Consider the following 25,525-nt stretch of genomic DNA (forward strand, 5'->3'; position numbering starts at 1 on the left):
CTTCGGCAGAGTCACGCGGCCTGTTTGCTGCCGGGTGCGATCAATTCACCAGCCAGACTGTTGGGCAGCGCAGCGGTCAGGCGCACGTCGATCATGTCGCCGATCTTGGCGTCGGTATCGACGAAGACCGACTGGAGCCACGGCGACTTGCCGATCATCTGTCCCGGCTTGCGGCCGACGCGGTCGATCAGGATGCGGGTTTGCGTGCCGACCTTGGACGCATTGAAGGCGCGGCTTTGCTCCATCACCAGCGCCTGGAGCCGCTGCAGCCTTTCGTCCTTGACCGCCTCGGGGACCTGGTCGTCCATTGTCGCCGCCGGGGTGCCGGGGCGGGGGCTGTACTTGAAGGTGAAGGCCGAGGCGTAGCCGACTTGCTCGACAAGGCGGAGCGTCGCGGCGAAATCCTCTTCGGTTTCGCCGGGGAAGCCAACGATGAAATCGCCCGACAGCGCGATGGCCGGGTTGGCGGCGCGGACCTTGGCGAGAACGGCGAGATAGTCTGCCGCCGTGTGATGGCGGTTCATCGCCTTGAGGATGCGGTCGCTGCCCGCCTGCACGGGAAGGTGCAGATAAGGCATCAGCTCGGGCACCTCGGCGTGGGCGGCGATCAGGTCGTCGCCCATGTTGATCGGATGCGAGGTGGTATAGCGGATCCGCTCCAGCCCCGGCAGCGGCGCCAGGCGGCAGATCAGGGTCGCCAGCGTTTCGCTCCCATCCTCCCACGCATTGACGTTCTGCCCGAGCAGGGTGAGCTCGCGCGTGCCGCCCTCGACCAGCTGGGCTGCTTCGTCAAGGAGATCGCCGATCGGCCGGCTGACCTCGGCCCCGCGGGTGTAGGGCACCACGCAATAGGTGCAGAATTTGTCGCAGCCTTCCTGCACTGACAGGAACGCCGACACGCCCACGCGGCGGCGGCGGGGAAGGGCGGCGAACTTGTCAAGCGTCGGCAGATCGGTATCGACCGGGCGGGCGCCCGCCTCCACTTCGCGCAGCAGTTGCGGCAGCCGGTGATAGGCCTGCGGGCCGACCACGACATCGATGGCCTTGGACCGGCGCTTGGCCTCGGCGCCCTCGGCCTGTGCGACGCAACCGGCGAGCGCGATTACGGGGCGCGTGCCGTCCTCACGGCGCAGGCGGCCCACTTCGCTGTAGGCCTTTTCCGCCGCTTTCTCGCGAATGTGGCAGGTGTTGAGGACAACGACATCCGCGTCTGCACCGGCAGCGACCGGGGTCATGCCCTCGGCGCCGAGGAGCTCGGCCATCCGCTCGCCGTCATAGACGTTCATCTGGCAACCGAAGGACTTGATGGCGAAGGTGCGGGGGGCGGTCATGGCGCCGCGCCTATACGCGGTGCGCGGCGGCTAGGCCAGCCGCAGCGCAGCGGCGATGGCGGCCTCAGACTGGCGGGTCAGCGCCTTGCGATCCTGCCCGGGCGCGAGCGGCTCCAAACAACGGAGCGTGACATCCACCGTGCCACGGCGACCGAGCAGGCGGATGAAATTGGCTTGTCCCGTCTCGCCGGCCGGCCACCCGAACTCGGGCGCGTCGCCGCCATAATCGATCGCCACCGGCTGGACCGTCAGCGGCAGCGGCGGGTCTTCGGCGAGTTTGAGCAGGCTGGAGCGGAAGGGAAGCAACTTGGTGCCATCGCTGACGGTGCCTTCGGGGAACAGGCAGAGCGGCCGATGGCTGCGGATCGCCGCCTTCATCGCGGCCAATTGCTCGCCGACCGACCCGCGCCGGTCACGCTCGACGAAGACGGTGCCATTTTCCTCGCACAGCCAGCGCATGAAAGGGTGATCGCCAAGATTGTCCTTGGCCACGAAGGCGCAACCGGTCGCGCCCGACAGCATCGGGATGTCAAGCCAGCTGACATGATTGGCCACGATCAAAGTGCGCTCGGTCGGCTGCGGTCCCACCGTGCGGACCCGCGCGCCGGCGATCCACGCGATCCCGCGCAAGAAACGCCGCGGCCAGGGCGATCGGCCGAATTGACGACTTACGAGATGAATGCTCGCGCAGAAGGCGAACAGCAGAACGATGGCAAGAAGCCGGAGGAACGCCCGCAGCTTCACGATACGACGAAAGACGGCCTAACGGTCGCGCTCAAGCGGTACGCCGTACAGCTCCAGCCGGTGGTCGACCAGCTTGAAGCCCAGCCTCTCGGCGACGCGCGACTTGAGCAGCTCCAGCTCCTCGTCATGAAACTCGACGACCTTGCCGCTCTCGACGTCGATCAGATGGTCGTGATGCTCTTCGGTCACCGCTTCGTAGCGCGAGCGACCGTTGCCGAACTCGTGCCGCTCCAGAATGCCCGCTTCCTCGAACAGGCGAACGGTGCGGTAGACGGTAGCGATGGAGATGTTGGGATCGATCGCCGACGCGCGCTCGTGCAGCGTTTCGACGTCGGGGTGATCGGCGCTTTCCGAGATGATGCGGGCGATGGTGCGCCGCTGCTCGGTGATCCGCAGCCCTTTTTCCGCGCAAAGCGCTTCGATGTCGATGTTGCGGTGCATGGGGCAGCGATTAAGGTAGAGGAGGCGGGGCGTCTAGGCCCCGCCTCCCGCCAGGTGAGTTACTTCGCGGCGCGCGCACCGGTGCGCTTGCGCTTGGTGCCAAGACCGATGCTCTTGGCGAGGGTGCGGCGCTGTTCGGCATAGTTGGGCGCGACCATCGGATAGTCGGACGCGAGATTCCATTTCTGGCGATATTGATCGGGAGTCATGTTGTAGTGGGTCATCAGATGCCGCTTGAGCATCTTCAGCTTCTTTCCGTCTTCGAGGCAGACGAGATAATCGGGTTTGACCGAGGAGCGCACCGAGACCTTCGGCTCCTGCTTCACTTCCGGCTCCGGCGCCTTGCCGCCGAGACCAGAAAGCGCACCGTGCACGTTCTGGATCAATTGCGGCAAGTCGTTCACGGACACGCTGTTGTTGCTGACATGTGCCGCAACAATGTCGGCGGTGAGGGTGATCAAGGTTTCGGCGTTCTGGTCAATCTCGTTCATTATCAAGGTCCTAATAGACGTGCTACCGCAAGTTGCCGCGGCCCGAGCTACAGCACCCAAAGCGATAACAATAATTACGCCTGAATAACAAGTCAGCACGAGCACAGGATGTGGCGGCGACCTTATATCCTCAGTGCCATGGTCAAGGCGTCGAAACGCTCTCCGTCGGTGCCACGGTAATAATTGCTGCGCCGCCCAATGATGTCGAAACCGGTGTTTCGGTACAGGCGGACGGCCGGATTACCATCGCGCACCTCGAGATGAAGGTTGTGCGCCCCCGCCATCTGTTGGTCGGCAATGAATCGTTTGAGCAATTGCGTGCCCGTGCCCGTTCCGGCGTGATCGGGATGAACCGCGATCAGCAGTAATTCGGCTTCGTCGAGGATCCGGCGGGCAAGGCTGAAGCCCGCGATTTCGTCGCCCCGACGCGCCAGCATGAGGGTCACGCCGGCCATTGGCAGGATCCCGGCGCATTGTGCGCGGGTCCAGGCTTCGCCGAAGCGGCGGTCGAAGGCCGCAGTCATCACGTCCATGACGTCGTCGAGCGAGTCGCCGCCGCCGCGTTCGACGACGAGCGGCACGGGAGCGGTGCTGCTCATGCCGCCTTCGGCTTGGCGTCGGGCGCGCGGGCATAGGTCGGGCGCGGCGCCAGCGAGCGAAGCGCTTCGGGCAGGGCGAGAGCATGGGCGGCGGTGGGGAGGGCGTCGACCGCCTCGCCAAAACCGCGTGCGGCGACAAGGGCGGCAGCGCCCGATCCCGCCATCAGCGGCGCAGTGATCGCCGCGGCGGCGGCGGCGGGCGTGAGGCTTGCTACCGCAGCGACCGGAGCGAGCGGTGCGCGCTCGAACTGCTGAACGAATAGTTCGCCGTGCCCACCCGTCAGCGCAACGGCGACCGGACTTTCGCCGGGCAGTCCGGCGGCGATCAATGCGAGGGTCGATAGGCCGAGCACCGGCACGTCCCAACCGATGCCAAGGCCATGCGCGGCGGCGATCCCGACCCGTAGCCCGGTGAAGCTGCCGGGCCCGCAGCCGACGAGAATGGCGTCGGCCCGGCGGCCGTCGAGCATCCGTTCGAGCAGCGGCATCAGCTTCTCGGCGTGACCACGCGACATGATTTCGTCGGCACGGGCCAGAAGTGCGCCATCTGCGCCGAACAAGGCGGCGGTGCAGGCGGGCGTGGCGGTGTCGAGGGCGAGCAGCATGATCGGATGATTGGGCCACGAAAGAGCGGTAAGAGCAAGGCTTGGCGGTTTTCGGCCCATGCATGATGCGCCGAAGCGCCTTGTCCCAGCTGCCGTCAGGGGAGGAGAAGCAACGAGCCGGTGGTTTGCCGCGCCTCGAGCGCGCGATGCGCGTCGGCCGCTTGCCGGAGCGGGTAGCGCGACCCGATGGTCACCTGGACCTTCCCGCCGCGGATCATCGCCCACAGCCGGTCGGCACCGGCGCGGCGTTCCTCTTCGCTCGTGTAATAATCGAACAGGGTCGGTCGCGTAACGTGCAGGCTGCCCTTTTGCGCGAGCACGCCGAGGTTCACGCCGGTGACCGGGCCCGACGCATTGCCATAGCTGACGATCAGCCCGCGCCGCGCCGCCGAATCGAGGCTCGCCTCCCAGGTGTCCGCGCCGACCCCGTCGAACACGACCTTGCAGCCCTTGCCGCCGGTCAGGTCGCGAATCCGCTCGGCGACCGGTTCATGATCGTAGCGGATGATGTCGTCGGCGCCGGCTTCGCGCGCCAGTTCGGCCTTGGCCTCGGTCGAGACGGTGCCGATGACTCGGGCGCCGATCGCTTTCAGCCACTGCACGAGGATCAGCCCGACCCCGCCCGCCGCGGCGTGGACCAGCACATTCATGCCCGGCTTCACCTCGCCGCACCGTTCGGCGAGGAACTCGGCAGTGCAGCCTTTCAGGAGAGCGGCGGCGGCAGTTTCGAACGCCACATCGTCGGGCACCGGCAGCAAATTCTTTGCCTGGACGATCCGCGCCGCCGAATAGGCACCGCGTTCCGGCCCGAAGGTCGCGACCCGGTCGCCTTCCTTCAGCGACACGTCCGGCCCCACCGCAAGTATCCGGCCCGCCGCTTCCATGCCCAGCCCGCTCGGCAGTGGCCCAGGATAAAGGCCGGTGCGGTGATAGGTGTCGATGAAGTTCACCCCCACCGCGTCATTGGCCATGACCACCTCGCCGGGGCCGGGCGGGGGAAGATCGGCTTCCACCCACTCGATCACCTCGGGGCCGCCGGTGTGGCGGATGATGGCCTGAAGGGCTTTCATCAGTGCTTGTGTGCCGAAGCGGCCGGGCGGTTGCCGGGCATCGGCGACGCGCTGGTTTCCCACCAATAGGCCTGGCGGCGGCGGTTGCCGGTCACTTCCTCGTTCAGTGTCGCGGCATTGTAGAGCCGGCCGCCCTGCATGACGTGCGACACCTTTTCGCTGTTGCGGATGTTATCGAGCGGATTGGCGTCGAGCACCACGAGATCTGCGAGCTTGCCGACTTCGAGGCTGCCGAGATCGCGATCGAGACCCAGCGTGCGGGCCGGGTTGACCGTCGCCGCCTGCAACGCTTGCAGCGGGGTCCAGCCGCCCTTGACGAAGCTCCACATCTCCCAGTGCGCGCCGATGCCGTCCTGCTGGCCGTGCGCGCCGATGCTGACCGAGATTCCGCGGTCGGCAAGCTTGCGTGCTTCGCGGGCCGACCAGGTGTCGGAATAGTCCTCCTCGGGCGCGATCTCGCGGCGGGCATTGGCGGCGGCCAGCGTTCCCGGCGGAATGTGGGCGCGCAGCAGCGGCTGCTCGTAGACGTTGGTGTGCGAGCGCCAGTAGGGATCGCCGCCCGGGCCGCCATAGGTCACGACCAAAGTCGGCGTGTAGTTGGTCCTCGTCTGACCCCACATCTGCAGCACATCCTGATAGAAGGTGCTGCCGGGTACGTTGTGCTCCACCGTGGCATTGCCGTCCTGGATCAGGCTCATGTCCATGTTGAACAGCGAGCCGCCCTCGGGAACGACCAGCATGTTCTCGGCCTGCGCGGCGGCGACCACCATCTGCCGCTGTTCGCGTCGCGGCTGATTGTAATTCTTCACGCTCCAGGCGCCTTGCGCCTTGAGGCGGCGCACATGGGCCAGCGCGTCTGCGAACTTGCCGATCTCGGCAAAGGCGCCGGCGGCGCGGGCACCGTAGATGATTTCGCCGGTCGAGAAGATGCGCGGGGCGAGGATCTTGCCCGCGCGCTGCAATTCGGCGGCGGCGAAGACTTCGGCGGCGCTGTTCGAAGGATCGTGGATGGTGGTGGTGCCGAGCGCCAGATTGGCCATCGCCGACCAATTCTGCTGCGGGGTCAGGCCGTCCTCGCCCTGCGGTCCGTGGGCGTGGGCGTCGATGAATCCCGGCACGACGGTCTTGCCGGCAAGGTCCATGGTCGGAGTGCCGGCGGGCACCTGCACCTCGCCGCGGCGGCCGACCGCGGCGATGCGGTCGCCCTGGACCAGGATCACGCCGTCCTCGATGATCCCGCCATCGGTTCCGCGCATGGTGACGATCCGCGCGCCGGTCAGCGCGACGCTGCCGGTGGGCTTGGCCGCACGAACGGTCTGCGACAAATTCTCGCCGGCAGTCGGATATTTGTATCCACCGGCATAGCTGCCGGTGGCATCGGCGGTGTAGAGCACCGGCCCGATGCTCCAGTGCGCCTTGCGGCCGCCAGCCGAGAAGTGGAGGAAATCGCCGCCGCCCTGGCTCAGCCGGATCGCGGGAAGCGCGCCCTTGTCGGTCGAAGCGGTGACGTCCTGCGCGCCGGGCAGCAGGGGCATCAGATAGGCTTCGTAATTCTGCCGGAACAGCACCGAGCGCCCATCCTGCGCGACCTGGAAGTCGCTGGCGAGATCGCCCGACGCATGGTTGCGCCGCGCCTCGCCCGACAGGTCGGTGCTCACCAATTGAAGCTTGTCGTCGCCGCGCATGGTCATGAACAGCCGGTCGCCCGTCGCGCCATATTGCGGGTTGGACGCGCCGCGCTCGACCAGCCTCGGCTTGCCGCCGCTCGTCGGGATTACATAGACGCCGCCGTCGCGGCCCCAGCGGTCGGCGGTCAGCCCGCCGCCCGATCCCGCGGCAAAAGCGATGGTCTTGCCGTCGGGCGAGAAGCGCGGGGTGATGTAATGGCCGGGATCGGTGGTGACGGCCTTGGGTGTGCCGCCCCCGGCGCCGACCGTCATGATCTTGCCGAGGCCGGAATCGGTCCAGCTGACGAAGGCCAGGGTGCGGCCGTCGCGCGACCAGGTCGGATAAGCCTCGAAGCTATTGTCGTCGCTGCGGGTCAGACGCCGCGCCGCCGCGCCGGTGCCGGCTGGCTTGACCCACAATTTGCCAAGCGATTCATAAACGATCTGGCGGCCGTCGGGGCTCATCTGCGCCCAGCGGATCATCTTGGTCTGGAAGCTGTCGGGGGCCACCTCGACCTTGGGATGAAGCGATTCCGCGACTACTCGGTCGTCGTTGACGCGGAAGGGAATGTCGCGCGCATTGCCGTCAACGACCGACACTCGGCGCAGCTTGCCGCCGCTCCACAGCACGACCTCGCGGCTGTCGGCGGTCCAGTCCATGTTGGGATAGACGCCGGTCACCGCCCAAGTCTCCTGCATGTCCTGGTCGGGAAGGTCGAGCAGCTTGCGCTCGTTGCCGTTCGCCATGTCGCGGACGTACAGCTTCGACTTGGCCCGCTCGCGCCGGACGAAGGCGAGATACTTGCCGTCGGGCGAGGGGTTGGGGCGCACCGCGCCGCCATTGCCACCGGTCACGCGCCGCGTTTCACCGGTATCGAGCTCGTAGCTTTCGATCGCGAACAGCGCGCCGTTCGAATCCTGCGCATATTGAAAGGTGCCGCCGGGCGTCACGTTGCGGGTGAAGTAGATATGCTTCCCGTCGGGCGCGAAGGTCGGTTCGCCCAATTCCTTCTGCCACTTGTCGTTGACGCGCTTGACCAGCTGCACGCCGCTGCCGCCGTCGACATGGTAGAGCCACACTTCGCCGGTGCCGAGCGAGCGGGTGGTGGTGAAATGCTTCTTGGCGACGATGTAGCGGCCGTCCGGGCTCCAGCTCGGCTGATTGAGGAGGCGGAAGTCTTCCTTGGTCAATTGCTTCCGGTTCGACCCGTCGGCGTTCATGATCCAGATGTTGTCGCCGCCCGCCCGGTCCGAGACGAAAGCGATGCGGGTGCCGTCCGGCGACCAGCGCGGCTGCTGTTCGTAGGACAAGCCTTCGGCAATCCGGGTCGGAGTGCCGCCACCGATCGGCATGACATAGATGTCGCCCAGCATGTCGAAGGCGATCCGGCTGCCGTCTGGCGAGACGTCGACGTTCATCCACGTGCCCTCGGCGGTATCGAGCCGGACCTTGCGCAAGGTCATGCCGCGCGGCGCCTCGACGTTCCACTTGGCGGCGTCCTTGTCCGCGGTTTCGCGTGGGGCGGCGGCGGGCGGCGTGTGCTGGGTCGCGGCTTCGGCCGGCGAGGCTTGCGCGGGCGGGGCGGCCTCCTGCGCGGCGGCGAGCGCACTGCTCGCCAGAAGAGCGCAGGTGAGCGAAAGCTTGGCGATCATGACTGTGGCCTCATGGGTGAAGGACGAAGCCGGTCAGGCGCGACCGGCCAAAAGACGTGGCGCACGATGGCGCAGCCCCTGCGCCCATGCAACCGGCCTTCCATGTCGCTTGCCGACCGGGATGGCCTTTCGTCGAGGGAACAGCCGGGCGGAACAGTTGGCGTGGCTGCACGGTTCGTCTGACTGGAGCCCATCCATGACCGGGCCAGCAGACCTTTTTCACGTCCAGAGGATGATCCTTGACCCCTGAGCTACTTCGCGCGTCCGGCCTTCCCGCGAACACCGCCGCATCGGCGTTGACCAGTGCGGCGACGGAGGGACCCAACAGCGAATATGGCTTGCTCAGGGACGTGCTGCTGGCGAGTCCGCGCAATCTCAGCATTGTGCCCTGCAACCGGGTCAGCGAGGACGCGCTGGCGGAAGGGCGAAGCTCGTGCAGCATCAGCGCGGCCAAACAGCATCGTGCGCTTCTCGACACGCTGATTGCGGCAGGCGTCAGGGTGCGGATGGTGCAGCCGGTGGCGGGCCTTCCCGACCTCGCTTTCACTCGTGACACCAGCCTGATGACCCCGTGGGGGCTGGTCGGGCTGCGGCCGGGTGCAGAGCATCGCCGGGGGGAGGTCGATGTGGTGCTGGAAACCGCGCGGGCGAACGACGTGCCGATCCTCGGCCGGGTCCGCCAAGGCACGGTTGAAGGCGGCGACGTCTGCCTGCTGCGCCCCGGTCATCTCGTCGTCGGCGTATCGGAAAAGCGCACCACCACCGAGGGCGCTCGGGCGCTCGGCAGCTTCTTCGAGGAGCGCGGATGGCAGGTCACGCTGACCCCGATCGATCCCGATCTGCTGCACCTCGACACGCACTTCTGCGTGATCGACCGCGATGTGGCACTGGCCTGCGTCGAGAAGCTCGACCCGGCGTTCGTGGCGATGATCTGCGAACTTGGCATCACCATCGTGCCCGTACACGAAGAGGAAATCGCCAGCCTCGGCTGCAACGTCCTGTCGCTCGGGCGGCGGCGGATCATCTCCACCGGCTCCGCGCCGCGGGTCGACGCTGCGGTGCGCGCACTAGGGTTTGAGGTGCTGACGGTGCCGCTCGGCGAGTTCACCCAATGCGGCGGCGGGGTGCATTGCCTGACCATGCCGCTCCGCCGCCAAGCGTCGGCCGTGTGATAGTCAAACGGCGAGCCATGGCCAGCGCGACAAGTCTTCCGGGCGGTCGCAGTCGGCAAGCTCCGGCAGCAGCGCCGGCTCGATTCCCCGGCCCTTGAGGCGCGCTTCGGTCAGCGCGAAGACGGCTGCGGTGCTCCACGGCATGTCCTCAAACAGATAGTCGGCTCGTGCCGTCAGCCCAAGCGCCCAATAGCCGCCATCCTCGGCCGGGCCAATGACCGTGCGTCCGGCTCGGATCAGGTCGGCCGCTTCGACCAGATATGCGGCGCTGAGATCCGGCAGGTCGGAGCCGATGAACAGCACCGGCGGCGGAGCGGCGGCGGCGCGCAGGCGGTCGCCGAGATCGCCTTCATCCTGCTGCGTGATGGTCAAGCCTTCGCCCAGCCATTCGCGGAACGCCGCTTCGGGCGCTCCGGTAACGCGCAGATCGATCGCCAGCCCCGATGCCCGCGCCTCGGCCAACGTATGCTCGGTCAACCGCCGATGCAGCGCTGCGGCCCCCTCGGCACCAATCGCCGGGATCAGCCGGGTCTTGGCCTTGCCGGGTTCGGGATAGCGGGTGAAGATGACCAGCCGGACTGCGCTCATGCCAAGGTCGATAGTCCAAGCGCGACCAAGGGGCGACATGGAATTCTTGGGCGAAACTGCCATGTGGGTCGGGTGACCTTCCCGACCGATCTCGAACCCTGGCTTCGGCTCGGCACCTTTGCCGGCGTGCTGGCGGTGCTGGCGGTGGCCGAAATGCTGGCCCCGCGGCGGCGGCAAGCGATCGGCCGGGGCAAGCGCTGGCCCGCCAACCTCGGCCTCGTCGCGCTCGACTCTCTCCTGGTCCGATTGCTGTTTCCGGCGGCGGCGGTCGGCGCGGCGATCTTTGCGGAAGAGCGCGGGTGGGGGCTGTTCAACCTCGTCGATCTGCCCGCCTGGGTCGAGATCGCCGCCGCGGTGATCCTGCTCGACCTTCTGATCTACGGCCAGCACGTGCTGTTTCATGCCGTGCCGCCGCTGTGGCGGGTGCACCGCGTCCACCATGCCGATCTCGAATTCGACGTGACCACCGGCCTGCGCTTCCACCCGGTCGAGATCGTCCTGTCGATGGCGATCAAGATCGCCGCGGTGATGGCGCTCGGCGCCGCCGCGTTGGCGGTGCTGATCTTCGAGGTGCTGCTCAACGCCACCGCCATGTGGAGCCATTCCAACATCCGCCTGCCGCTCGGCCTCGACCGCATCGTTCGCCGGCTGGTGGTGACGCCCGACATGCACCGCACCCACCACTCGATCGTTCCGCGCGAAACGCACAGCAACTTCGGGTTCAATCTTGCCATATGGGACCGCTTGTTCGGGACCTACCGGGCGCAGCCGGAGGCCGGGCATGACGGCATGACCCTCGGCGTGCCGCAATTTCGAGATGAGCGAGATCTGGCGCTGGGCCGCTTACTGCTGCAACCGTTCCGGAGGCTACCGCCACAACAAAGGGAGAAGAAATGAGCGACGGCAAGGCAATCTGGCCCAAACGCCTGTCCTGGCTGGCGCTCGCGCTGAGCCTTGGCGGGATTGGCATCGCGCTGATCGCGGCGGTGGGCACGGGCGCGGGATGGTGGCCGTATGGCAGCGGCCTTGGCGCACTGCGCTACGCGCTGCCGCTGGCGCTGGCGGGCGGGGTGCTGGCCATCGCGGCATGGATCGGCGGGCGGCGCAAGGGCGTGCGGACGGGGTGGCCGACCGGGCTTGCCCTCGTGACGAGCCTGCTGTTCGCGGGCTATCTCGGCAACATGATCTTCACCGCCCGTACCGTGCCCGCCATCCACGATGTCGCGACCGATCTCGACGATCTGCCGCAGTTCAGCCGGCTGACGGTGCGGTCCGACAATCTCGACAAGGTCCCGGACCAGGGACGGGCAGAGCTCAAGGCGCTGCCGCCCGAAGAGCGGTGGAAGGCGCTCCACCGGCAAGCCTATGGCGACTTGGCACCCCTGCGTGTGACGGCGACGCCGCAAGCGGTACTGAAAGAGGCAGAACTGCTTGCCCGCGATCGCGGCTGGACCGTCGCCGCGGTCGACCCCGCCGCCGGCATCCTGGAAGCGACCGCGACCACCCGCTTTTTCCGCTTCAAGGACGATGTGGTGGTGCGGGTCCGCCCCGATCCCGCCAGCGCCGGCGGCTCGGTGGTTGACATGCGCTCGATCAGCCGGGTCGGGGGCAGCGATGTCGGCGTCAATGCCCGCCGCGTGCGCGCTTTCCTGAACGATCTGAAGGAGCGCACCGCGTGAGCGAATGGACGATCGGCGTCATCGGCGGGTCGGGCATCTACGCCATCGATGCGTTGGAAAGCCCCGAGTGGATTGACGTCGACACGCCGTGGGGCAAGCCGTCCGACCAGCTGCTGACCGGACGCCTCGGCGACGTCCGGTTCGTCTTCCTCCCCCGCCACGGACGCGGGCACCGGATTCCGCCGAGCGAGGTCAATGCCCGGGCCAATATCCATGCGCTGAAAGCGGCCGGCTGCACCGATGTGATCGCCATTTCCGCCGTAGGATCGCTCCGTGACGAACTGCCGCCCGGGCATTTCGTGGTGGTCGATCAATTCATCGACCGAACGGTGGCAAGGCCGCACAGTTTCTTCGGGACGGGCCTCGTCGCTCACGTCTCGATGGCCGATCCGACCTGCGCGCGGCTGTCGGCGCTGTGCGCCGATGCGGCCGAGGCGGCGGGTGCCAGCGTGACGCGCGGCGGCACCTATCTTGCGATGGAAGGCCCGCAATTTTCCTCGCGCGCCGAAAGCCACATGTATCGCGGGTGGGGCTGCGACGTCATCGGCATGACCGCCATGCCCGAAGCCAAGCTCGCCCGCGAAGCCGAGCTTCCGTACGCGCTGGTCGGCATGGTCACCGACTATGATTGCTGGCGCGAAGGCGATCAGGTCGAGGTGTCGGCGGTGATCGCGCAATTGATGGCCAATGCCGATCTCGGGCGGCAACTGGTGGTCGAGCTTGCCCGCTCGCTCCCGGCGACGCGCGCCCTGTCGCCGGTGGACACGGTGCTCGACGCGGCACTGATCACCGCATCCGATGCGCGCGATCCGGCGCTGATCGAGAAGCTCGGCGCGATCCTCGCCCGTACGCTCGGCCGTCAGCCGTAAAGCCGCGCGATCCGCTCCGGACTGACCCCCGCGCGGTAGAGCGTCAGGCACAGGAGGTTGCGCGCCGAGCGCCGCCACCAGCCGTCCTGCCGCCACCGCGCTGCCGATGTGACCGCCGCGATGTCGAGATGGCGCAGGCGCTTTCGTCCGATCCGCCGGACGAGATCGACATCCTCCATCAATGGCAGCGCGCGAAATTCGCCGAGCGCGTCATAGTGTCGGCGCGAGATCAGCAGACCCTGGTCACCGTAGGGAAGGCCGAGCATTCCCGCCCGTAGGCTCACGCCGCGTTCGATTACCCGCGCTTGCCAGGCGGGATCGTCGAGGCGGAAGCGGAAGCAGGCGGCGTGATCCGGGAAGGCGGCGATGTGCTCGCGGACGGCCTGCTGCCACCCGCGATCGAGCAGGGTGTCGGCATGAAGGAACAGCAGCCAGTCGCCCATCGCCGCCTCAGCGCCCGCACGAAGCTGCACACCCCGGCCGCGCGGTGCCTCGATGACCTTTGCATCAAGCTGCGCGGCGAGGGCAGGGGTGCCGTCGTTCGATCCGCCATCGACGACGACAATCTCGTTCGCGCCGGCGAGCCGCTCCACACAGGCGCGCAACGTGGCGGCGGCGTTGAGTGCCGGAATGACCACCGACAGCCGCTCGGCGCCGTCCTCTCTCAGGCCGAGCAACTCGCCCCGCCGAGCACGCAGAAGCGTGCGCAATGGGGGTGGTTGAGGCGCACCGGCCGGCTCGCTTCGGCCAGCGTTTCGCCCATGGTGAACTCGGGGTCGTAGGGGATGAGCGTGCAGGCGGCGACGACGGGGCGCGGCTCGCCCTTACGCTTCACAACCATCCGGCTCGATGCGCACATGATGCTGTCGGGGGATTTGCCGAGAATGCCCCAGCAGGCCTCGGTGATCTCCGGCACGTCGGCCGTCGCATCCATTTCCGGGAACAGCACCAGCGCGGCGGGATCGGCCGAGTCGACGTTCAGCCCTTCGGCTTCGAACAGGGCAGCATAGCCCGCGCGCGCGTCTTCAAGCGTTTCACCTGGCAATTGCCGCCCGGCGATGGCCAGCCGGAAGCCATGGTCGCTGAGCCATTTCGTCCCCGCGATGGCCTTGTCCCAGGTGCCAAGCCCGCGCTCGGCCTCGTGGATCGGCTGGCTGTAATGATCGAGACTGACGCGCAAGGTCAGCCGGTCCGACTTCAGCGCCAGCAACTGCGCCTCGAACCGCTGCATCGGCCGCATCGCGTTGGTCAGCACCAGAACCTCGAACCCGCGGGCCAGCGCGGCATCGAGCATCGCCAGCATGTCGGGGTTCATGAACGGCTCGCCGCCGGTGAACCCGATCTCCCGCGTGCCGAGGGTCAACGCCTCGTCGAGATAAGCCTCGGCCTCAGCAAGGCTGATGTAGACCAGCGCGTCGTTTCGCGGTGAGCTTTCGATATAGCAGGTGCGGCAGGCGAGATTGCACAGCGTGCCGGTATTGATCCACAGCGTATCGAGCCGCGTCATTGCCACCTCGGCCCGCACCTCGCCGCCCGCCGTAATCAGCGGATCGCGAAACTTGGCCGGGTCGAGCGGCCGGACGTGCGGTGCCGCGAAAGGACTGAGGTCGTTCACCCGCGTAGGTCTACTTCCCGCCCCACACTTCCGCCAGCCGCGCATCGCGGCCGCAGCGCGAGCGATAGAATTTATAGCGCACCGGGTTCTTCTTATAATAATCCTGGTGATAGTCCTCGGCCGGCGTGAAGGTGCTGGCGGGAAGAACTAATGTCGCGATCGGTCGCCTCAGCTGCTGCATCGCGCGTGCCTTGGCGGCTTCCGCGATCCGCCGCTGCTGATCGTTGGCGACGAAAAAGGCCGAGCGATATTGGTAGCCACGGTCGCAGAAGCTGCCGCCGCTATCGAGGGGATCAATGGTCTTCATGAAGCGCAGCGCCAGCTCGGCATAGCTGACCTTGCTCGGGTCGTAGGTCACCCGCACCGATTCGATATGCCCGGTATTACCAGCCGACACCTGCTCGTAGGTCGGGTTCGCAAGCTTGCCGCCGGTATAGCCCGACACGGTCGAGATCACCCCCGGCATTTTGTCGAAATCGCTTTCGGTGCACCAGAAGCAGCCGCCAGCGAACACCGCCGTCGCGCGCTGGCCGCCGGGGGGCGGCGCGGCGGGGGAGGGGTCGCTGCTGCACGCGGCCAGCAAGGCGGCCGAGCCCAAAGCGGCGAGGAGGGCGCGATTAAGCGGCACGGAAGGTCATCGCCGCGCCGTTCATGCAATAACGCTTGCCGGTTGGCGGCGGCCCGTCGTCGAACACATGGCCAAGATGCCCGCCGCAGCGCCGGCAATGCACTTCGGTCCGCTTGAACGGCCCGATGCCGTCGGGCCGGGTTCGGATCGCATTGGATATCGGGGCAAAGAAGCTCGGCCAGCCGGTGCCACTTTCGAACTTGGTATCCGAGCGATACAGCGGCAGCGCGCATCCCGCGCAGGCATAGATGCCGCGACGCTTCTCGGCATTGAGCGGGCTCGATCGCGGCCGTTCGGTTTGCTCCTTGCGAAGCACGGCAAACGCGGCCGGCGGCAGGATGCGCCGCCACTCGGCTTCGGACTTGGTGATCTCGAAACTTTCCTTGGCCTCGCTTTGGCCGCAGCCGCTCAAGAACACGCCTAGGGTCGTCAGCGAACCGCCGAGAAAGCCGCGCTTTGTCATCTTCAGGTCCATGCTACCTCTTTGCCTCGCTTGACCAGCCACCATTTCAATGAGCTACGAATGAGCGGCCGATACGGATGAGATGGGAAGGAGCGATCGAATTGCCAACCGCAGGGCACGCCCCGTCCCGGCATAAGGACTTCAAATGAAAAGCGGACTTGCCGGGCGGCTCGCCCTGCTGGTGCTGCTGGTCGGCGCTGTGGCGGCTTTTTTCCTCTTCGATCTTGGCTCCCTGCTGACGATCGACAATCTGAAGGCGCAGCGGGACGGCATCGCGCAGTTGCTGGCGCAAAGGCCGGTGTTGGTCATCGGCGGCTTTTTCCTTCTCTACGTCGCGGCCACCGCCCTGTCGTTGCCCGGCGCGGTGATCCTGACGCTGGCGGCGGGCGCGATCTTCGGACTGTGGCTGGGCACGCTGATCGTGTCCTTCGCGTCCGCGATCGGCGCGAGCCTCGCCTTCCTTTCTTCGCGCTTTCTGCTGCGTGACTGGGTCAAAAACCGGTTCGGGCGACGGGTCGCGGCGATCGACCGCGGCGTGGAGCAGGACGGCGCCTTTTACCTCCTCAGCCTGCGCCTGATCCCGGCCTTTCCCTTTTTCCTCATCAACCTCGCCATGGGTCTGACCGCGATGCGGCTGCCGGTTTTCTATCTGGTCAGCCAGGTCGGGATGCTCCCCGGCACCTTGGTTTACGTCAACGCCGGAACCCAGCTCGCCGCGATCCGCAGCGTGTCGGACATCCTGTCGCCGGGGCTGATCGGCTCGTTCGTCCTGCTCGGCCTGTTCCCGCTATTGGCCAAATGGGTGCTCGGCATGGTCAAGCGGCGGCGAGTGTACGCCCGGTGGAAGAGGCCGCGGCGGTTCGATCGCAATCTGGTGGTGATCGGTGCCGGCGCCGGGGGCCTCGTCACCGCCTACATCGCCGCGACCGTACGCGCCAAGGTGACCCTGGTCGAAGCCGGCAAGATGGGCGGCGACTGCCTCAACACCGGCTGCGTGCCGTCCAAGTCGCTGATCCGCAGCGCGCGCACCGCACACGAAATCCGCCATGCCGCCGACTTCGGGATCGGGGGCAGCGAGCCGCAAGTCGATTTCCCCGCCGTGATGCGCCGCATCCGCGAGGTGATCCGGGTGATCGAGCCCGCCGACAGCGTTGAGCGCTACACCGGCCTCGGGGTCGACGTCCGCCAGGGCTATGCCACCATCATCGATCCCTGGACGGTCGAGATCGCCGGTCCGAACGGACAGAAAGACCGTCTGACCACCCGTTCCATCGTCATCGCTTCCGGAGGCGAACCGGTCGTTCCCGACCTGCCGGGCCTGCGCGAAGCAGGCGTGCTGACGAGCGAGACTTTGTGGGATCATCTCGCCGGGCTGGACACCGCACCTCGGCGCCTCGTCATCATCGGCGGTGGCCCGATCGGGACCGAAATGGCGCAGGCCTTTCAACGGCTGGGTGTCCCCGTGACGTTGGTCGAAGGCGGCGAGCGCCTGCTGTCCAAGGACGATCCCGAAGCCTCGGCCCTGATCCTGGACACGCTGCGCGGCGAAGGCGTCTCCGTGCTCCTCGGCCACAAGGCGCTGCGCTGCGAGGGCAAATGCCTGATCGTCGAAGGCGAGGGGCGGGAGACGACGCTACCTTTCGAGGAAATCGTTGTCGCGGTCGGGCGAAAGCCGCGGCTCAAGGGTTTCGGGCTCGAAGCGCTCGGTATCGACACCGACAAGCCGCTCGCGCTGAACGAGCGGCTGCAGACGATTTTGCCCAACATCTATGCCGCAGGCGACGTCGCCGGGCCCTATCAATTCACCCACGCCGCCGCACACCAGGCCTGGTTTGCGGCGGTGAACGCGCTGTTCGGCACCTTTAAATCGATCAGCGTCGATTATCGGGTCATTCCCTGGACCACCTTCGCCGACCCCGAAGTCGCGCATGTCGGCCACACCGAGGCCACCGCGGCGGAAGCGGGAGAGGCGTATGAAGTCGTCCGCTTCCCGCTCGACCATCTCGATCGCGCGGTGGCCGAAGGCGCGCGCTCGGGCTTCGTCAAATTGCTGGTCGCCAAGGGCAAGGATCGCATTCTCGGCGTGACCATCGTCGCGGCCGGGGCGGGGGAGATGCTGGCCGAATATGTGCTGGCGATGAAGCACGGCATCGGCCTCAACAAGCTGCTCGGCACCATTCACGCCTATCCGACCATGAGCGAGGCCAACAAATATGCCGCGGGCGAGTGGAAGAAAGCGCACAAGCCCGAAGCGCTGCTGGACTGGGTCGAGCGCTTCCACGCCTGGCGACGGTGATCGGCGTCAGCGCAGACGCAGACCGATCCAGAGGGTGCGGGGGAGTGCCCGCTCGATCACGCCGTCGCCGCTCACCGCCGCTTCCACCGTGCGATTGAACAGGTTTTCGGCGCGTACTTCGAGGGCGATCCGCGACCCCAGCGGCGCCGAGGCATAGCCGTCGAGCGTGACCGCGGGCTTCAGCCGCCGCAGGTTGAGATCGTCCTCATATTGCCCGGACAGCGCGCGCACGGTGCCCGACAGCCGCCAGTCGTCGGCTCCGCTCCAGCCGAGCGTCGCCGAGGCCTGGGTGGCCGGGGTCTGCGCAGGACGCTTGCCGTCGAGCGACGCTGCGGCGCCCGACCCCTCCACCCGCGCATCGACCAGCGACCAGGACAGGCGCGCATCTAGGGGGCCGAGCGCACCGCCGAGGTCCGCTTCGAGCCCGCGCGAGCGGATGGCGTCGAGATTCTGGCGCTGGCGATAGGTGCCCCCCGCCGCGACAAAGCCGACGATCGGAAAGGTGCCCGGCCCGCTGCTTTGCGAGACGTTGGCGATCGCCCCATCGAGCCGCGCCGTGTAAGCGGTGAGCGACAGCTTCCAGCCGCGCGGAAAGCCGAAGTCGCCGCCGATCTCGCCCCCGACCATCGTCTCGGGCTCGAGACCGGGATTGGGGCCGGTCGCATCGGCGCCCGCGCGGAACGGGCGATACAGCTCGTTCAGCGTCGGCAGGCGCCAGCCGCGATAGGCTGCGGCGCGAAGCTTGAGCGGCGGGGCGACCCTGACCTCACCCGCCACGCGGCCGCTGCCCTGCCATCCGTTGCGGTCGGCAAAGGCCGTGTCGGTCAGGGTCGGGCCGTTCAGGGTCTGCTGCAGGAAGCGCCCGTCCGTGATGCTCCAGCGATCGGCCCGGCCGCTGACACTCAGGATCGCTGATCCCGCCGGAACAGTAGCCGCGGCGAACAGGCCGAACGTGTCCGACCGCCCACCCGCAACCCGCCGCCGGGTCGGTGCGCCCGCGACGAACTGATACAATTCCTTGGTTTCCCCGCGAACGAGGCGGCCATCGATCCCGACCCGCAGCTCCGCGCTTCCAACGCGGGGCAGGATCTCGCCGCGAAACCCGTAGCCGCGCGAAGGAACGCTATATTGGTCGAGGGTCTGAGTGCTAGTGGTCCGGGTGGCATTGATGCTGCTGAAATCGGACGCGAAATTGCGGAACTGCGCATAGCCGAGTGCCGACCAGCGGATCCGGCCTTTGCCGACCAGCCGCAGCGACGTGTCGATCCCGCGGCCGCGGTTGGTGGTGAAGGGCACGCCCCGGTCGCGTCGGTCGGAAAAGGCACCTAGATTGAGCTGCGCCTCGGTCGCAGCACCGACGTCCTGCACCACCCGCACCGCCCCCGACGCCTGCCGATAGGGCGCGCGGCGATCGATCGGGCCGCGGTCTTCGGCGACGATCGGGATGAAGCCATCGCCCCGGGCAAAGGCACCCGAGACTGTTGCGAAGCGCGAGCGCGACGACAGCAGCAGGCCGGCACGGGCGTCGAGGCTGTCCCGGCTGCCGACGGTCAGCGCGCCGCGCACAGCGTCGTCGGCGGACGGCACTGCGCTTTCCAGCTCCACCGTTCCGGCGAGCGCTCCCGGCCCGAAATACGCACTCCCCCCGCCGCGGCGAATGCGGACTTCGCCGATCCGGTCGGTGGAATAAGCGGGAAAGGTGATCCAGCCGCCGAACGGGTCGCCCTGCGGCACGCCGTCGAGCAGCAGCAGCGCTCGTGACGACGCATTGCCGCCCAGCCCGCGCAACGTGATCGACTGGTTGGTCGCATGGCTCGACCGCGAATCCGACCGCCGAAAGCTCTGCACCCCCGCCACGTCGCGAAGCACGTCTTCGAGCCGTCCGCTAGCCGATTGCCGCAGCCGGTCCTGGTCGATCACCACCACCGCCGCGCCCGCGGTCTCGCCCGCGGCAAGCCCGCGCCCGGTGACGATGATCGGCTCGGGTTCAACGGCGGCAAGACCAAGAATCAGGGACAGCATCGGGGTCCTTTGCCGAATGTCCCGGCCGGAAGATATGCGGAGAAAGGAGATTTGGCCGGAATCGCACCGATCGCTTCTCGCATTCGATGATGCTCAGGTGCAGGCGGTGAGCTGAGCGCTGATCTAATAAGCCATGTTGCGGCGAGCGCGCACGTGCCTTCGCTCAAGCTTGGCAACGTCGATCACGCCCGCCAGCGCCAGGGTCCTTTCGAGCTCCTCGATGAGCAGCGTCAGCGCGCGATCGACGCCTGCTTCCCCGCCGGCGGCAAGACCGTAGAGATAGGGCCGCCCGATCGAGCAGGCCGTGGCGCCGAGCGCCAGCGCCTTGATCACGTCCGAACCGCGCCGGATGCCGCCGTCGCAAATGACGTCGGGCCCGTCGCCGAGGGCCCCGCGGACGGCTGCGATCTGATCGATCGGTGCCGGTGCGCCGTCGAGCTGGCGACCGCCGTGGTTGGAAACCATGACGCCCGTCGCGCCGCAGCCAATTGCGCGCTTGGCATCCTCCGCCGTCATCAGGCCCTTGACCGCCAGCGGACCGCCCCACTCGGCGGCCAGCCATTCGACGTCGCGCCAAGTCAGGCTGCGATCGAACTGCCCGCCGATATAGTCGAACAGGCTCATCGGCCCGGCCGCCAGCGCATCCACCTTGTGACTGACGTTGGCGAAATCGAATCGGGAGCCGCGCAGCGCCGGAAGAGACCAGGAGGGATGCGCGGCAAAGCTCAGGATCGATTTCCAGGTCAGTTTGGGCGGTAGTGACAGGCCGTTGACGCGATCGCGCTCGCGGTTGCCGGCGACCGGCGTGTCGACGGTAAGGGCAAGGCCGTGAAAGCCCGCCGCCTTGCACCGGGCAACGAATTCGGCGGTGAGGCCGCGATCCTTGAAGATGTAGATTTGAAACACCTTGGGACCGCCGACAGCGGCGGCAAGATCTTCGAGCCGCGTCGTGCCGAGCGTCGACAGGCTGTAAAGCAGACCGTGCTTCGCGGCAGCCCGTGCCACCGCCAATTCGGCCTCGGGATGAAACATCCGCGTCAGCCCGGTCGGCGCCAGCATCACCGGGGCGGACACCGGCTGGCCGAACAAGCTTGTCGCCGTGCGGATGGCTGACACGTCGGTCAGCACATCGGGGATCAGTTCGTAATCCGTAAATGCGGTGCTGTTGCGAGCGAGCGTCCATTCATCGTCCGCGCCGCCATCGATATAGTCGAAGATGGGACGCGGCAGCGCGCGCCGGGCCAGGCGCCGCAGGTCCGCGATGTTATTGGCGCGGTCGAGGCGCCTGTTCGTGCCTAGCGGCATAGGTCAGCGCCGCCGCATGGCTATCAGGAAGTCACCAGCTGATCGCGGATGCTGGCATCGAAATGAGTGTCCATCAGCGTGCGCGCAGCCTCTGCGTCACGATCGGCGATCGCTCTGGCGAGTTCCTGGTGAAGCCGGGAAATGCGCTCGCGTTCGTCCTCGGCCGTGCGGGTATGCCAGGCAGCGGGAATCGCGATCTCCATCATCGGCGCGAAGGCGCGGACGATCTGCAGGAACAGCATGTTGCCCGAGGCGCGGGCGATCGCGGCATGAAAGGCGACGTCGTAGCTGGTGCGGGCCTTGAGATCGTCGCCCGACGCCGCAATGCCGTCGGCCAGGCGAACGATCTCCTTGGCGTCGGCATCCGAGCGGGCGTTCGCAGCCAGTTCCGCCGTGCGCAGCTCCAGGGTCCGCCGCACGTCCCACACCTCGCCGAACGACACCTGCGCCGTGGCGACGGCGTGATCGAGCGAGGTCGCCATGACCGAACCGTCGATCGCGCCGACACGCGCGCGGCGGCCATTGCCGACATCGATCAGGCGCAGCGCCGCGAGCGCTCCAAATGCTTCGCGGATCACGGCCCGGCTGACCCCCAGCACATCCGCGAAATAGCCTTCACCCGGCAGATTGTCACCGACCTTGAGGTCGTTGGCCTTGATATGATCCCGGACCGATTGGACCGCCTGATGCACCAGGGATCGGCCGTCGTTCGCTCGGGTCGCCATTTTCGTTGCTGTCCTCAGGCCGCTAAAGACGCGGCGCGATAGCCGGAAGGAGCCACGCCATAGCGGCGCGAGAAGGCGCGCGTAAACGCCGCATTGGTGCCGTAGCCGCAGCGATAGCCGATGGAGGAGATCGGCAGCTCGGTCGCCAGCAGCATCTGCTGCGCGGCGCTCAAACGTTGCTCGGACAGCAAGCCGGCAACGCTGTTGTCGAACAGGTCGCGAAAGCCGCGCGCCAGCTTGCTTCGGTTCAGGCCGCAGGCGGCCGCGATCGACTCCAGCGTCAGTTTCTCGTTCCAGCGCGTCTCGACCAGCCGCCGCGCCGCACGAATGCGCTGACAGTCGCTATAGGACAGCTGCGCGTCGCGAGTGGTCGAGATTAGCGCGTCCTCAGCAAACAACTGAAAGGTTTCGCACAGCAGCTCGATCGACTTGGCGAGGCGGAGCGTCGTGCGGGCAGGTTCGGGCAAAGAGCATTGCAGGATGGCTCCGGCAATGGCGCGGATCGCGGGCGGGGCGTGGAAAACGCCTTCGTCAGGCAGGCTTCCGAAGATGCGAAGGCAGGCTGAGCGGGCGACAATAAGCAGCAGCGGCGCCTCGACGCTTTGCAGCGCCTCGGCGTCCGCCGCGCCGTGAAAGGCGACCGTGGCGGACGGGTCGGCAACCTGAAAGGAGAAGGCGACCGCCTGATCGGGAAACGACGAGGGGTCGAGGCTTCCAGCGCCGATCAGCGCGTTCATCTCGGGCGAAACCTGGATAAGCTCACGGTTCATGGCGACGCCTCATGCCCTCAATGCTCCAGCCATCCATAACCTATCTGAAAGCTGGTGCAAGCCTATCAGACAGGTTTTGTCGCATGAGAAGGTGCGTTGCGCATGGCGATGATAAATGCGCCGAGGGACACGATGCTGACCGCGACGCCGACCCACGCCAGGGCGATCGCCAGATGTTGCTCTCCTCCGAGCAGGCTGCTGACCAGGGTGACGAGACTCGGCGCGATCCCGAAGCCGATCAGGCCCGCGACCGCGATGAAGAGGCCAATGCACAAACCGCGAAGTTCGTTCGGAATGTAGACGGTCAGCGCGACCGAGGTGATGAGCCCGGTGACAGTACCGCACAGGACCAGGGTGCCGAGCGCGACGGCGAAGGTCGTCGTGCTTTCGGATAGCGGGAACAGCGCGGCGGGGATCGCCAGCACGGCGGCAACGACCGCGCCGATCAACAGGCCGCCACGGCGACCGGTCTTTTGCCCCACGTCCGCTGCGATCCCGCCGAGGATCGCGCCGCCGATGCCGGTCAGCAACATGATCGCCCCCATCCACCCGGCAAAGTCCTGCGGTTGCTGCCCGAAATCGCGGCTGAGAACGGGCGCGGCCCAGATCGCCGCGGCGGCGTCGGCCATCACCACCGTGACCTGCCCCGCGAACAGCGGGACGAGAAACGCACGACGCTGCCAGAATTCGCTCATCAGGATGCGAAAGGGCGCTCCGACATGCGCCTCGACCTCATTCCGGGCGGGCTCGCGAAAGAACAGCAGTGGCAGGATGCAGGCGAGGCTGGCAAAAGTCAGCGCAAGGTGGGTCGAGCGCCACGGGGTCAGGCCGAGCCAGGTCGGAGCCGCGGCATCGACGAACGCGCCGAAGGTCCAGCCGACGATCGCAAAGGCTGCAGCCTGGCCGAGAGCCTTGCCGAGACTGATGAGGAGCACGCCGCGGCCCCGTTCGTGCGGTGCGCACAGATCGGCCGATAGCGACAAGGCCGCGGTCAGCGCGCCGGTGGTGCCGATCCCGGCCAGCATCCGCCCGACGAACAGCGCCGGGACCGTCTGCGCATAGGCCGTCAGCGCGGTGCCGATTGTCCAGGTCAGGGCCAGCGCGACGAACAGCCGCATGCGATTGGCGCGATCGACCAGAATGCCGATCGGGATCGAAAACAGCACCAAAGGAACGGCCGCGCTGACACCTTGGACCAGACCCAACACCGCGTCGCTCAGCCCCATTTCGGCTTTCGCGGCTTCCTGCACGGTGCCGAACGACATCATGGCGGTGAAGCCGGCGGCGATGGCGAGCGAGATTGCGCTGATGGGCCCGATCGATCGCGCCAGCGATGGGTCGCCCGGCACGGCGACAGCCGATGATGCGGCGGCGGCGTTTGGGGTCATCGCGCAAAGATCTTTCCGGGGTTGAACAGATCCTTGGGATCGAGCGCCGTCTTGATCATGCGCATGAGGTCCACCGCTTCGCCGAGTTCGGCTTCGAGATACTTCTGTTTGCCAAGGCCGATGCCATGTTCCCCGGTGCAAGTGCCATCCATCGCCAGTGCCCGCTCGACCAGCCGCCCGTTGATCGCTTCGACCTCCGCGCGCTCGGCGGGGTCGTCTGGGTTCATCGCGAACACGACATGGAAGTTGCCGTCACCGACATGCCCCAAGATGGTTGCCGGTACCGTGGAGGTCTGAAGGTCGCGCTTGGTTTCCGCCACGCATTCCGCGAGACGGCTGATCGGCACACAAACATCGGTAGCCCAGCCGACCGAGCCCGGGCGAAGCGCCACGGCGGCATAATAAGCCTCGTGCCGTGCTTTCCACAGACGGGCGCGTTCTTCCGGCAGATTGGACCATTGAAACTGCCCGCCGCCGTTCATCGCGGCGAGCTCGGACACGGTCTCGATCTGCTCGGCGACATGGGCCGGCGAGCCGTGGAATTCGAAGAACAGATGGGTCGTCTCGGGCAGGTCGAGCTTGGAGAAGAGGTTCACCGCCTTGATCTGCATGTCGTCGAGGATTTCGACGCGGGCCAGCGGCACCCCGATCTGGATCGCTTGGACCACCGTATCGACCGCGCCCTGCAGGGTCTCAAAGCCGCACACGGCTGACGAAATCTGCTCGGGAATGCCGTGAAGGCGCAGGGTAACCTCGGTAATGATGCCAAGCGTGCCCTCGGCCCCGACCATCAGCCGGGTGAGATCGTAACCGGCGGCCGACTTGCGGGCGCGCCGGGCGGTCCGGATGTCGCGCCCGTCCGGGGTGACGACGCGCAGCGACAGGATCGCTTCGCGCATCGTGCCGTAGCGGACGGCGTTGGTGCCCGACGCGCGGGTCGAGGCCATGCCGCCGATGGTGGCGTTGGCGCCCGGATCGATCGGGAAGAACAACCCCTGATCGCGGAGATATTCGTTCAACTGCTCGCGTCGGCAACCGGCCTGCACGGTGCAGTCGAGATCCTCGGCGTTGACGGCGAGGATCGCGTCCATCTCCGACAGGTTGACGCTGACCCCGCCACGAACCGCGAGCGTGTTGCCTTCGATCGAGGTGCCGGCGCCGTAAGGAATGATCGGCACGTCGTGGGCGGTGCAGAGCTTGACGAGTTCGACCACTTCCTCGGTCGACCGGGCGAACACCACCGCGTCGGGGGGCATGGTCGCGAAATGCGCTTCGCTGCCGCCGTGTTGCAGGCACATCGCCTCGGTGAGGTGCAGCCGTTCCCCGAACAAGGCGCGGAGTAGCTCGATGAACGCCGGGTCGAGCGGCGGGCGCTCGGGCGTAGTTACTGGCTTGTCCATCGCA

24 protein-coding genes are annotated in these 25,525 nt (G+C 67.0%); 5 read left to right on the forward strand and 19 right to left on the reverse strand.

All coding sequences use genetic code 11. The features are described from left to right. Positions 1-11: 11 nt before the first annotated feature. From miaB to V6R86_RS08015, 8 genes are all read right to left on the reverse strand, one after another. Positions 12-1,331, reverse strand: a complete 1,320-nt coding sequence (miaB, locus tag V6R86_RS07980; protein ID WP_338503519.1) for a tRNA (N6-isopentenyl adenosine(37)-C2)-methylthiotransferase MiaB — start codon at positions 1,329-1,331, stop codon at positions 12-14. Positions 1,332-1,361: 30 nt separating this feature from the next. After that, positions 1,362-1,961: a lysophospholipid acyltransferase family protein gene (locus V6R86_RS07985; RefSeq protein ID WP_338503521.1), complete on the reverse strand. Its 600-nt coding sequence runs from the start codon at positions 1,959-1,961 to the stop codon at positions 1,362-1,364. Between the two features lie 132 nt (positions 1,962-2,093). Next, on the reverse strand, positions 2,094-2,516 hold the full coding sequence (locus V6R86_RS07990; protein ID WP_338503523.1) for a Fur family transcriptional regulator: 423 nt from the start codon (positions 2,514-2,516) through the stop codon (positions 2,094-2,096). Positions 2,517-2,575: 59 nt separating this feature from the next. Further along, complete coding sequence (locus V6R86_RS07995; RefSeq protein WP_338503525.1) at positions 2,576-3,007, reverse strand: MucR family transcriptional regulator; 432 nt, start codon at positions 3,005-3,007, stop codon at positions 2,576-2,578. Positions 3,008-3,129: 122 nt separating this feature from the next. Continuing rightward, complete coding sequence (gene rimI / locus V6R86_RS08000) at positions 3,130-3,606, reverse strand: ribosomal protein S18-alanine N-acetyltransferase (RefSeq protein WP_338503527.1); 477 nt, start codon at positions 3,604-3,606, stop codon at positions 3,130-3,132. Continuing rightward, a complete protein-coding gene (tsaB, locus tag V6R86_RS08005; RefSeq protein ID WP_338503529.1) occupies positions 3,603-4,211 on the reverse strand; it encodes a tRNA (adenosine(37)-N6)-threonylcarbamoyltransferase complex dimerization subunit type 1 TsaB in 609 nt (202 codons plus the stop codon). The genes rimI and tsaB overlap by 4 nt, the downstream gene beginning before the upstream one ends. A 95-nt stretch (positions 4,212-4,306) precedes the next feature. Then, a complete protein-coding gene (locus tag V6R86_RS08010) occupies positions 4,307-5,281 on the reverse strand; it encodes a quinone oxidoreductase (RefSeq protein ID WP_338503531.1) in 975 nt (324 codons plus the stop codon). Next, positions 5,281-8,601 (reverse strand): amidohydrolase family protein, encoded by a 3,321-nt coding sequence (locus V6R86_RS08015; protein WP_425335948.1) that lies wholly within the window; start codon positions 8,599-8,601, stop codon positions 5,281-5,283. The genes V6R86_RS08010 and V6R86_RS08015 overlap by 1 nt, the downstream gene beginning before the upstream one ends. A 239-nt stretch (positions 8,602-8,840) precedes the next feature. On the opposite strand from V6R86_RS08015, the gene V6R86_RS08020 reads away from it, so the two are divergent. After that, positions 8,841-9,773, forward strand: a complete 933-nt coding sequence (locus V6R86_RS08020) for a dimethylarginine dimethylaminohydrolase family protein (RefSeq protein WP_338503532.1) — start codon at positions 8,841-8,843, stop codon at positions 9,771-9,773. Positions 9,774-9,776: 3 nt separating this feature from the next. Here the strand turns inward: V6R86_RS08020 and V6R86_RS08025 are convergent, their stop codons facing one another. After that, positions 9,777-10,361, reverse strand: a complete 585-nt coding sequence (locus V6R86_RS08025) for a TIGR04282 family arsenosugar biosynthesis glycosyltransferase (protein WP_338503533.1) — start codon at positions 10,359-10,361, stop codon at positions 9,777-9,779. Between the two features lie 72 nt (positions 10,362-10,433). Between V6R86_RS08025 and V6R86_RS08030 the strand changes: the two genes are divergently transcribed. From V6R86_RS08030 to mtnP, 3 genes are read left to right on the forward strand one after another with little or no spacing between them, the layout of a single operon-like run. Then, the gene (locus V6R86_RS08030; RefSeq protein ID WP_338503535.1) at positions 10,434-11,258 is read left to right on the forward strand and encodes a sterol desaturase family protein; all 825 of its coding nucleotides are present in this window, start codon (positions 10,434-10,436) and stop codon (positions 11,256-11,258) included. Next, positions 11,255-12,040, forward strand: coding sequence for a DUF1499 domain-containing protein (locus V6R86_RS08035; protein ID WP_338503538.1), 786 nt, complete (start codon positions 11,255-11,257; stop codon positions 12,038-12,040). Before V6R86_RS08030 ends, V6R86_RS08035 begins: the two co-directional genes overlap by 4 nt. Beyond that, positions 12,037-12,909: an S-methyl-5'-thioadenosine phosphorylase gene (mtnP, locus tag V6R86_RS08040; protein ID WP_338503540.1), complete on the forward strand. Its 873-nt coding sequence runs from the start codon at positions 12,037-12,039 to the stop codon at positions 12,907-12,909. The genes V6R86_RS08035 and mtnP overlap by 4 nt, the downstream gene beginning before the upstream one ends. Here the strand turns inward: mtnP and V6R86_RS08045 are convergent. The 4 genes from V6R86_RS08045 to msrB are packed head-to-tail and all read right to left on the reverse strand — an operon-like array spanning position 12,900 to position 15,627. Then, on the reverse strand, positions 12,900-13,586 hold the full coding sequence (locus V6R86_RS08045) for a TIGR04283 family arsenosugar biosynthesis glycosyltransferase (protein ID WP_338503542.1): 687 nt from the start codon (positions 13,584-13,586) through the stop codon (positions 12,900-12,902). The genes mtnP and V6R86_RS08045 overlap by 10 nt on opposite strands. After that, on the reverse strand, positions 13,574-14,524 hold the full coding sequence (locus V6R86_RS08050) for a radical SAM protein (protein ID WP_338503544.1): 951 nt from the start codon (positions 14,522-14,524) through the stop codon (positions 13,574-13,576). The genes V6R86_RS08045 and V6R86_RS08050 overlap by 13 nt, the downstream gene beginning before the upstream one ends. A gap of 10 nt (positions 14,525-14,534) precedes the next feature. Then, positions 14,535-15,152: a peptide-methionine (S)-S-oxide reductase MsrA gene (gene msrA, locus V6R86_RS08055; protein WP_338503546.1), complete on the reverse strand. Its 618-nt coding sequence runs from the start codon at positions 15,150-15,152 to the stop codon at positions 14,535-14,537. Further along, positions 15,142-15,627 carry a peptide-methionine (R)-S-oxide reductase MsrB gene (gene msrB, locus V6R86_RS08060; protein WP_338503548.1) on the reverse strand — a complete coding sequence of 162 codons (486 nt, stop codon included), beginning with the start codon at positions 15,625-15,627 and terminating at the stop codon, positions 15,142-15,144. The genes msrA and msrB overlap by 11 nt, the downstream gene beginning before the upstream one ends. Before the next feature lie 133 nt (positions 15,628-15,760). Between msrB and V6R86_RS08065 the strand changes: the two genes are divergently transcribed. After that, a complete protein-coding gene (locus tag V6R86_RS08065; RefSeq protein WP_338503550.1) occupies positions 15,761-17,911 on the forward strand; it encodes an FAD-dependent oxidoreductase in 2,151 nt (716 codons plus the stop codon). Between the two features lie 6 nt (positions 17,912-17,917). On the opposite strand, the gene V6R86_RS08070 is transcribed toward V6R86_RS08065, so the two are convergent. The 6 genes from V6R86_RS08070 to V6R86_RS08095 form a co-directional block, all read right to left on the reverse strand. Next, positions 17,918-19,933 (reverse strand): TonB-dependent receptor, encoded by a 2,016-nt coding sequence (locus V6R86_RS08070; protein WP_338503553.1) that lies wholly within the window; start codon positions 19,931-19,933, stop codon positions 17,918-17,920. Between the two features lie 123 nt (positions 19,934-20,056). Then, positions 20,057-21,238 (reverse strand): alpha-hydroxy acid oxidase, encoded by a 1,182-nt coding sequence (locus V6R86_RS08075; protein WP_338503554.1) that lies wholly within the window; start codon positions 21,236-21,238, stop codon positions 20,057-20,059. Between the two features lie 23 nt (positions 21,239-21,261). Then, positions 21,262-21,963, reverse strand: a complete 702-nt coding sequence (locus V6R86_RS08080) for a FadR/GntR family transcriptional regulator (RefSeq protein ID WP_338503555.1) — start codon at positions 21,961-21,963, stop codon at positions 21,262-21,264. A 14-nt stretch (positions 21,964-21,977) separates the two neighbouring features. After that, positions 21,978-22,733, reverse strand: a complete 756-nt coding sequence (locus V6R86_RS08085; protein WP_338503556.1) for an AraC family transcriptional regulator — start codon at positions 22,731-22,733, stop codon at positions 21,978-21,980. A 65-nt stretch (positions 22,734-22,798) separates the two neighbouring features. Then, the gene (locus V6R86_RS08090; protein ID WP_338503558.1) at positions 22,799-24,121 is read right to left on the reverse strand and encodes an MFS transporter; all 1,323 of its coding nucleotides are present in this window, start codon (positions 24,119-24,121) and stop codon (positions 22,799-22,801) included. Beyond that, positions 24,118-25,521, reverse strand: coding sequence for an FAD-binding oxidoreductase (locus V6R86_RS08095; RefSeq protein ID WP_338503560.1), 1,404 nt, complete (start codon positions 25,519-25,521; stop codon positions 24,118-24,120). The genes V6R86_RS08090 and V6R86_RS08095 overlap by 4 nt, the downstream gene beginning before the upstream one ends. Between the last annotated feature and the right edge of the window lie 4 nt (positions 25,522-25,525).

The organism is Sphingomonas kaistensis (genome assembly GCF_036884275.1).
GTDB classification, from domain to species: domain Bacteria; phylum Pseudomonadota; class Alphaproteobacteria; order Sphingomonadales; family Sphingomonadaceae; genus Sphingomicrobium; species Sphingomicrobium kaistense_A.

Excerpts from the sequence above, each read along its gene's own strand:
- V6R86_RS08095 (WP_338503560.1), bottom strand. The coding sequence starts at position 25,521 with ATGGACAAGCCAGTAACTACGCCCGAGCGCCCGCCGCTCGACCCGGCG.
- V6R86_RS07995 (WP_338503525.1), bottom strand. The coding sequence starts at position 3,007 with ATGAACGAGATTGACCAGAACGCCGAAACCTTGATCACCCTCACCGCC.
- V6R86_RS08085 (WP_338503556.1), bottom strand. The coding sequence starts at position 22,733 with ATGAACCGTGAGCTTATCCAGGTTTCGCCCGAGATGAACGCGCTGATC.
- msrB (WP_338503548.1), bottom strand. The coding sequence starts at position 15,627 with ATGGACCTGAAGATGACAAAGCGCGGCTTTCTCGGCGGTTCGCTGACG.
- V6R86_RS08070 (WP_338503553.1), bottom strand. The coding sequence starts at position 19,933 with ATGCTGTCCCTGATTCTTGGTCTTGCCGCCGTTGAACCCGAGCCGATC.
- tsaB (WP_338503529.1), bottom strand. The coding sequence starts at position 4,211 with ATGCTGCTCGCCCTCGACACCGCCACGCCCGCCTGCACCGCCGCCTTG.
- miaB (WP_338503519.1), bottom strand. The coding sequence starts at position 1,331 with ATGACCGCCCCCCGCACCTTCGCCATCAAGTCCTTCGGTTGCCAGATG.
- V6R86_RS08080 (WP_338503555.1), bottom strand. The coding sequence starts at position 21,963 with ATGGCGACCCGAGCGAACGACGGCCGATCCCTGGTGCATCAGGCGGTC.
- V6R86_RS08035 (WP_338503538.1), top strand. The coding sequence starts at position 11,255 with ATGAGCGACGGCAAGGCAATCTGGCCCAAACGCCTGTCCTGGCTGGCG.
- V6R86_RS08010 (WP_338503531.1), bottom strand. The coding sequence starts at position 5,281 with ATGAAAGCCCTTCAGGCCATCATCCGCCACACCGGCGGCCCCGAGGTG.
- V6R86_RS08075 (WP_338503554.1), bottom strand. The coding sequence starts at position 21,238 with ATGCCGCTAGGCACGAACAGGCGCCTCGACCGCGCCAATAACATCGCG.
- V6R86_RS08065 (WP_338503550.1), top strand. The coding sequence starts at position 15,761 with ATGAAAAGCGGACTTGCCGGGCGGCTCGCCCTGCTGGTGCTGCTGGTC.
- V6R86_RS08015 (WP_425335948.1), bottom strand. The coding sequence starts at position 8,601 with ATGATCGCCAAGCTTTCGCTCACCTGCGCTCTTCTGGCGAGCAGTGCG.
- V6R86_RS08090 (WP_338503558.1), bottom strand. The coding sequence starts at position 24,121 with ATGACCCCAAACGCCGCCGCCGCATCATCGGCTGTCGCCGTGCCGGGC.
- V6R86_RS07990 (WP_338503523.1), bottom strand. The coding sequence starts at position 2,516 with ATGCACCGCAACATCGACATCGAAGCGCTTTGCGCGGAAAAAGGGCTG.
- rimI (WP_338503527.1), bottom strand. The coding sequence starts at position 3,606 with ATGAGCAGCACCGCTCCCGTGCCGCTCGTCGTCGAACGCGGCGGCGGC.
- V6R86_RS08025 (WP_338503533.1), bottom strand. The coding sequence starts at position 10,361 with ATGAGCGCAGTCCGGCTGGTCATCTTCACCCGCTATCCCGAACCCGGC.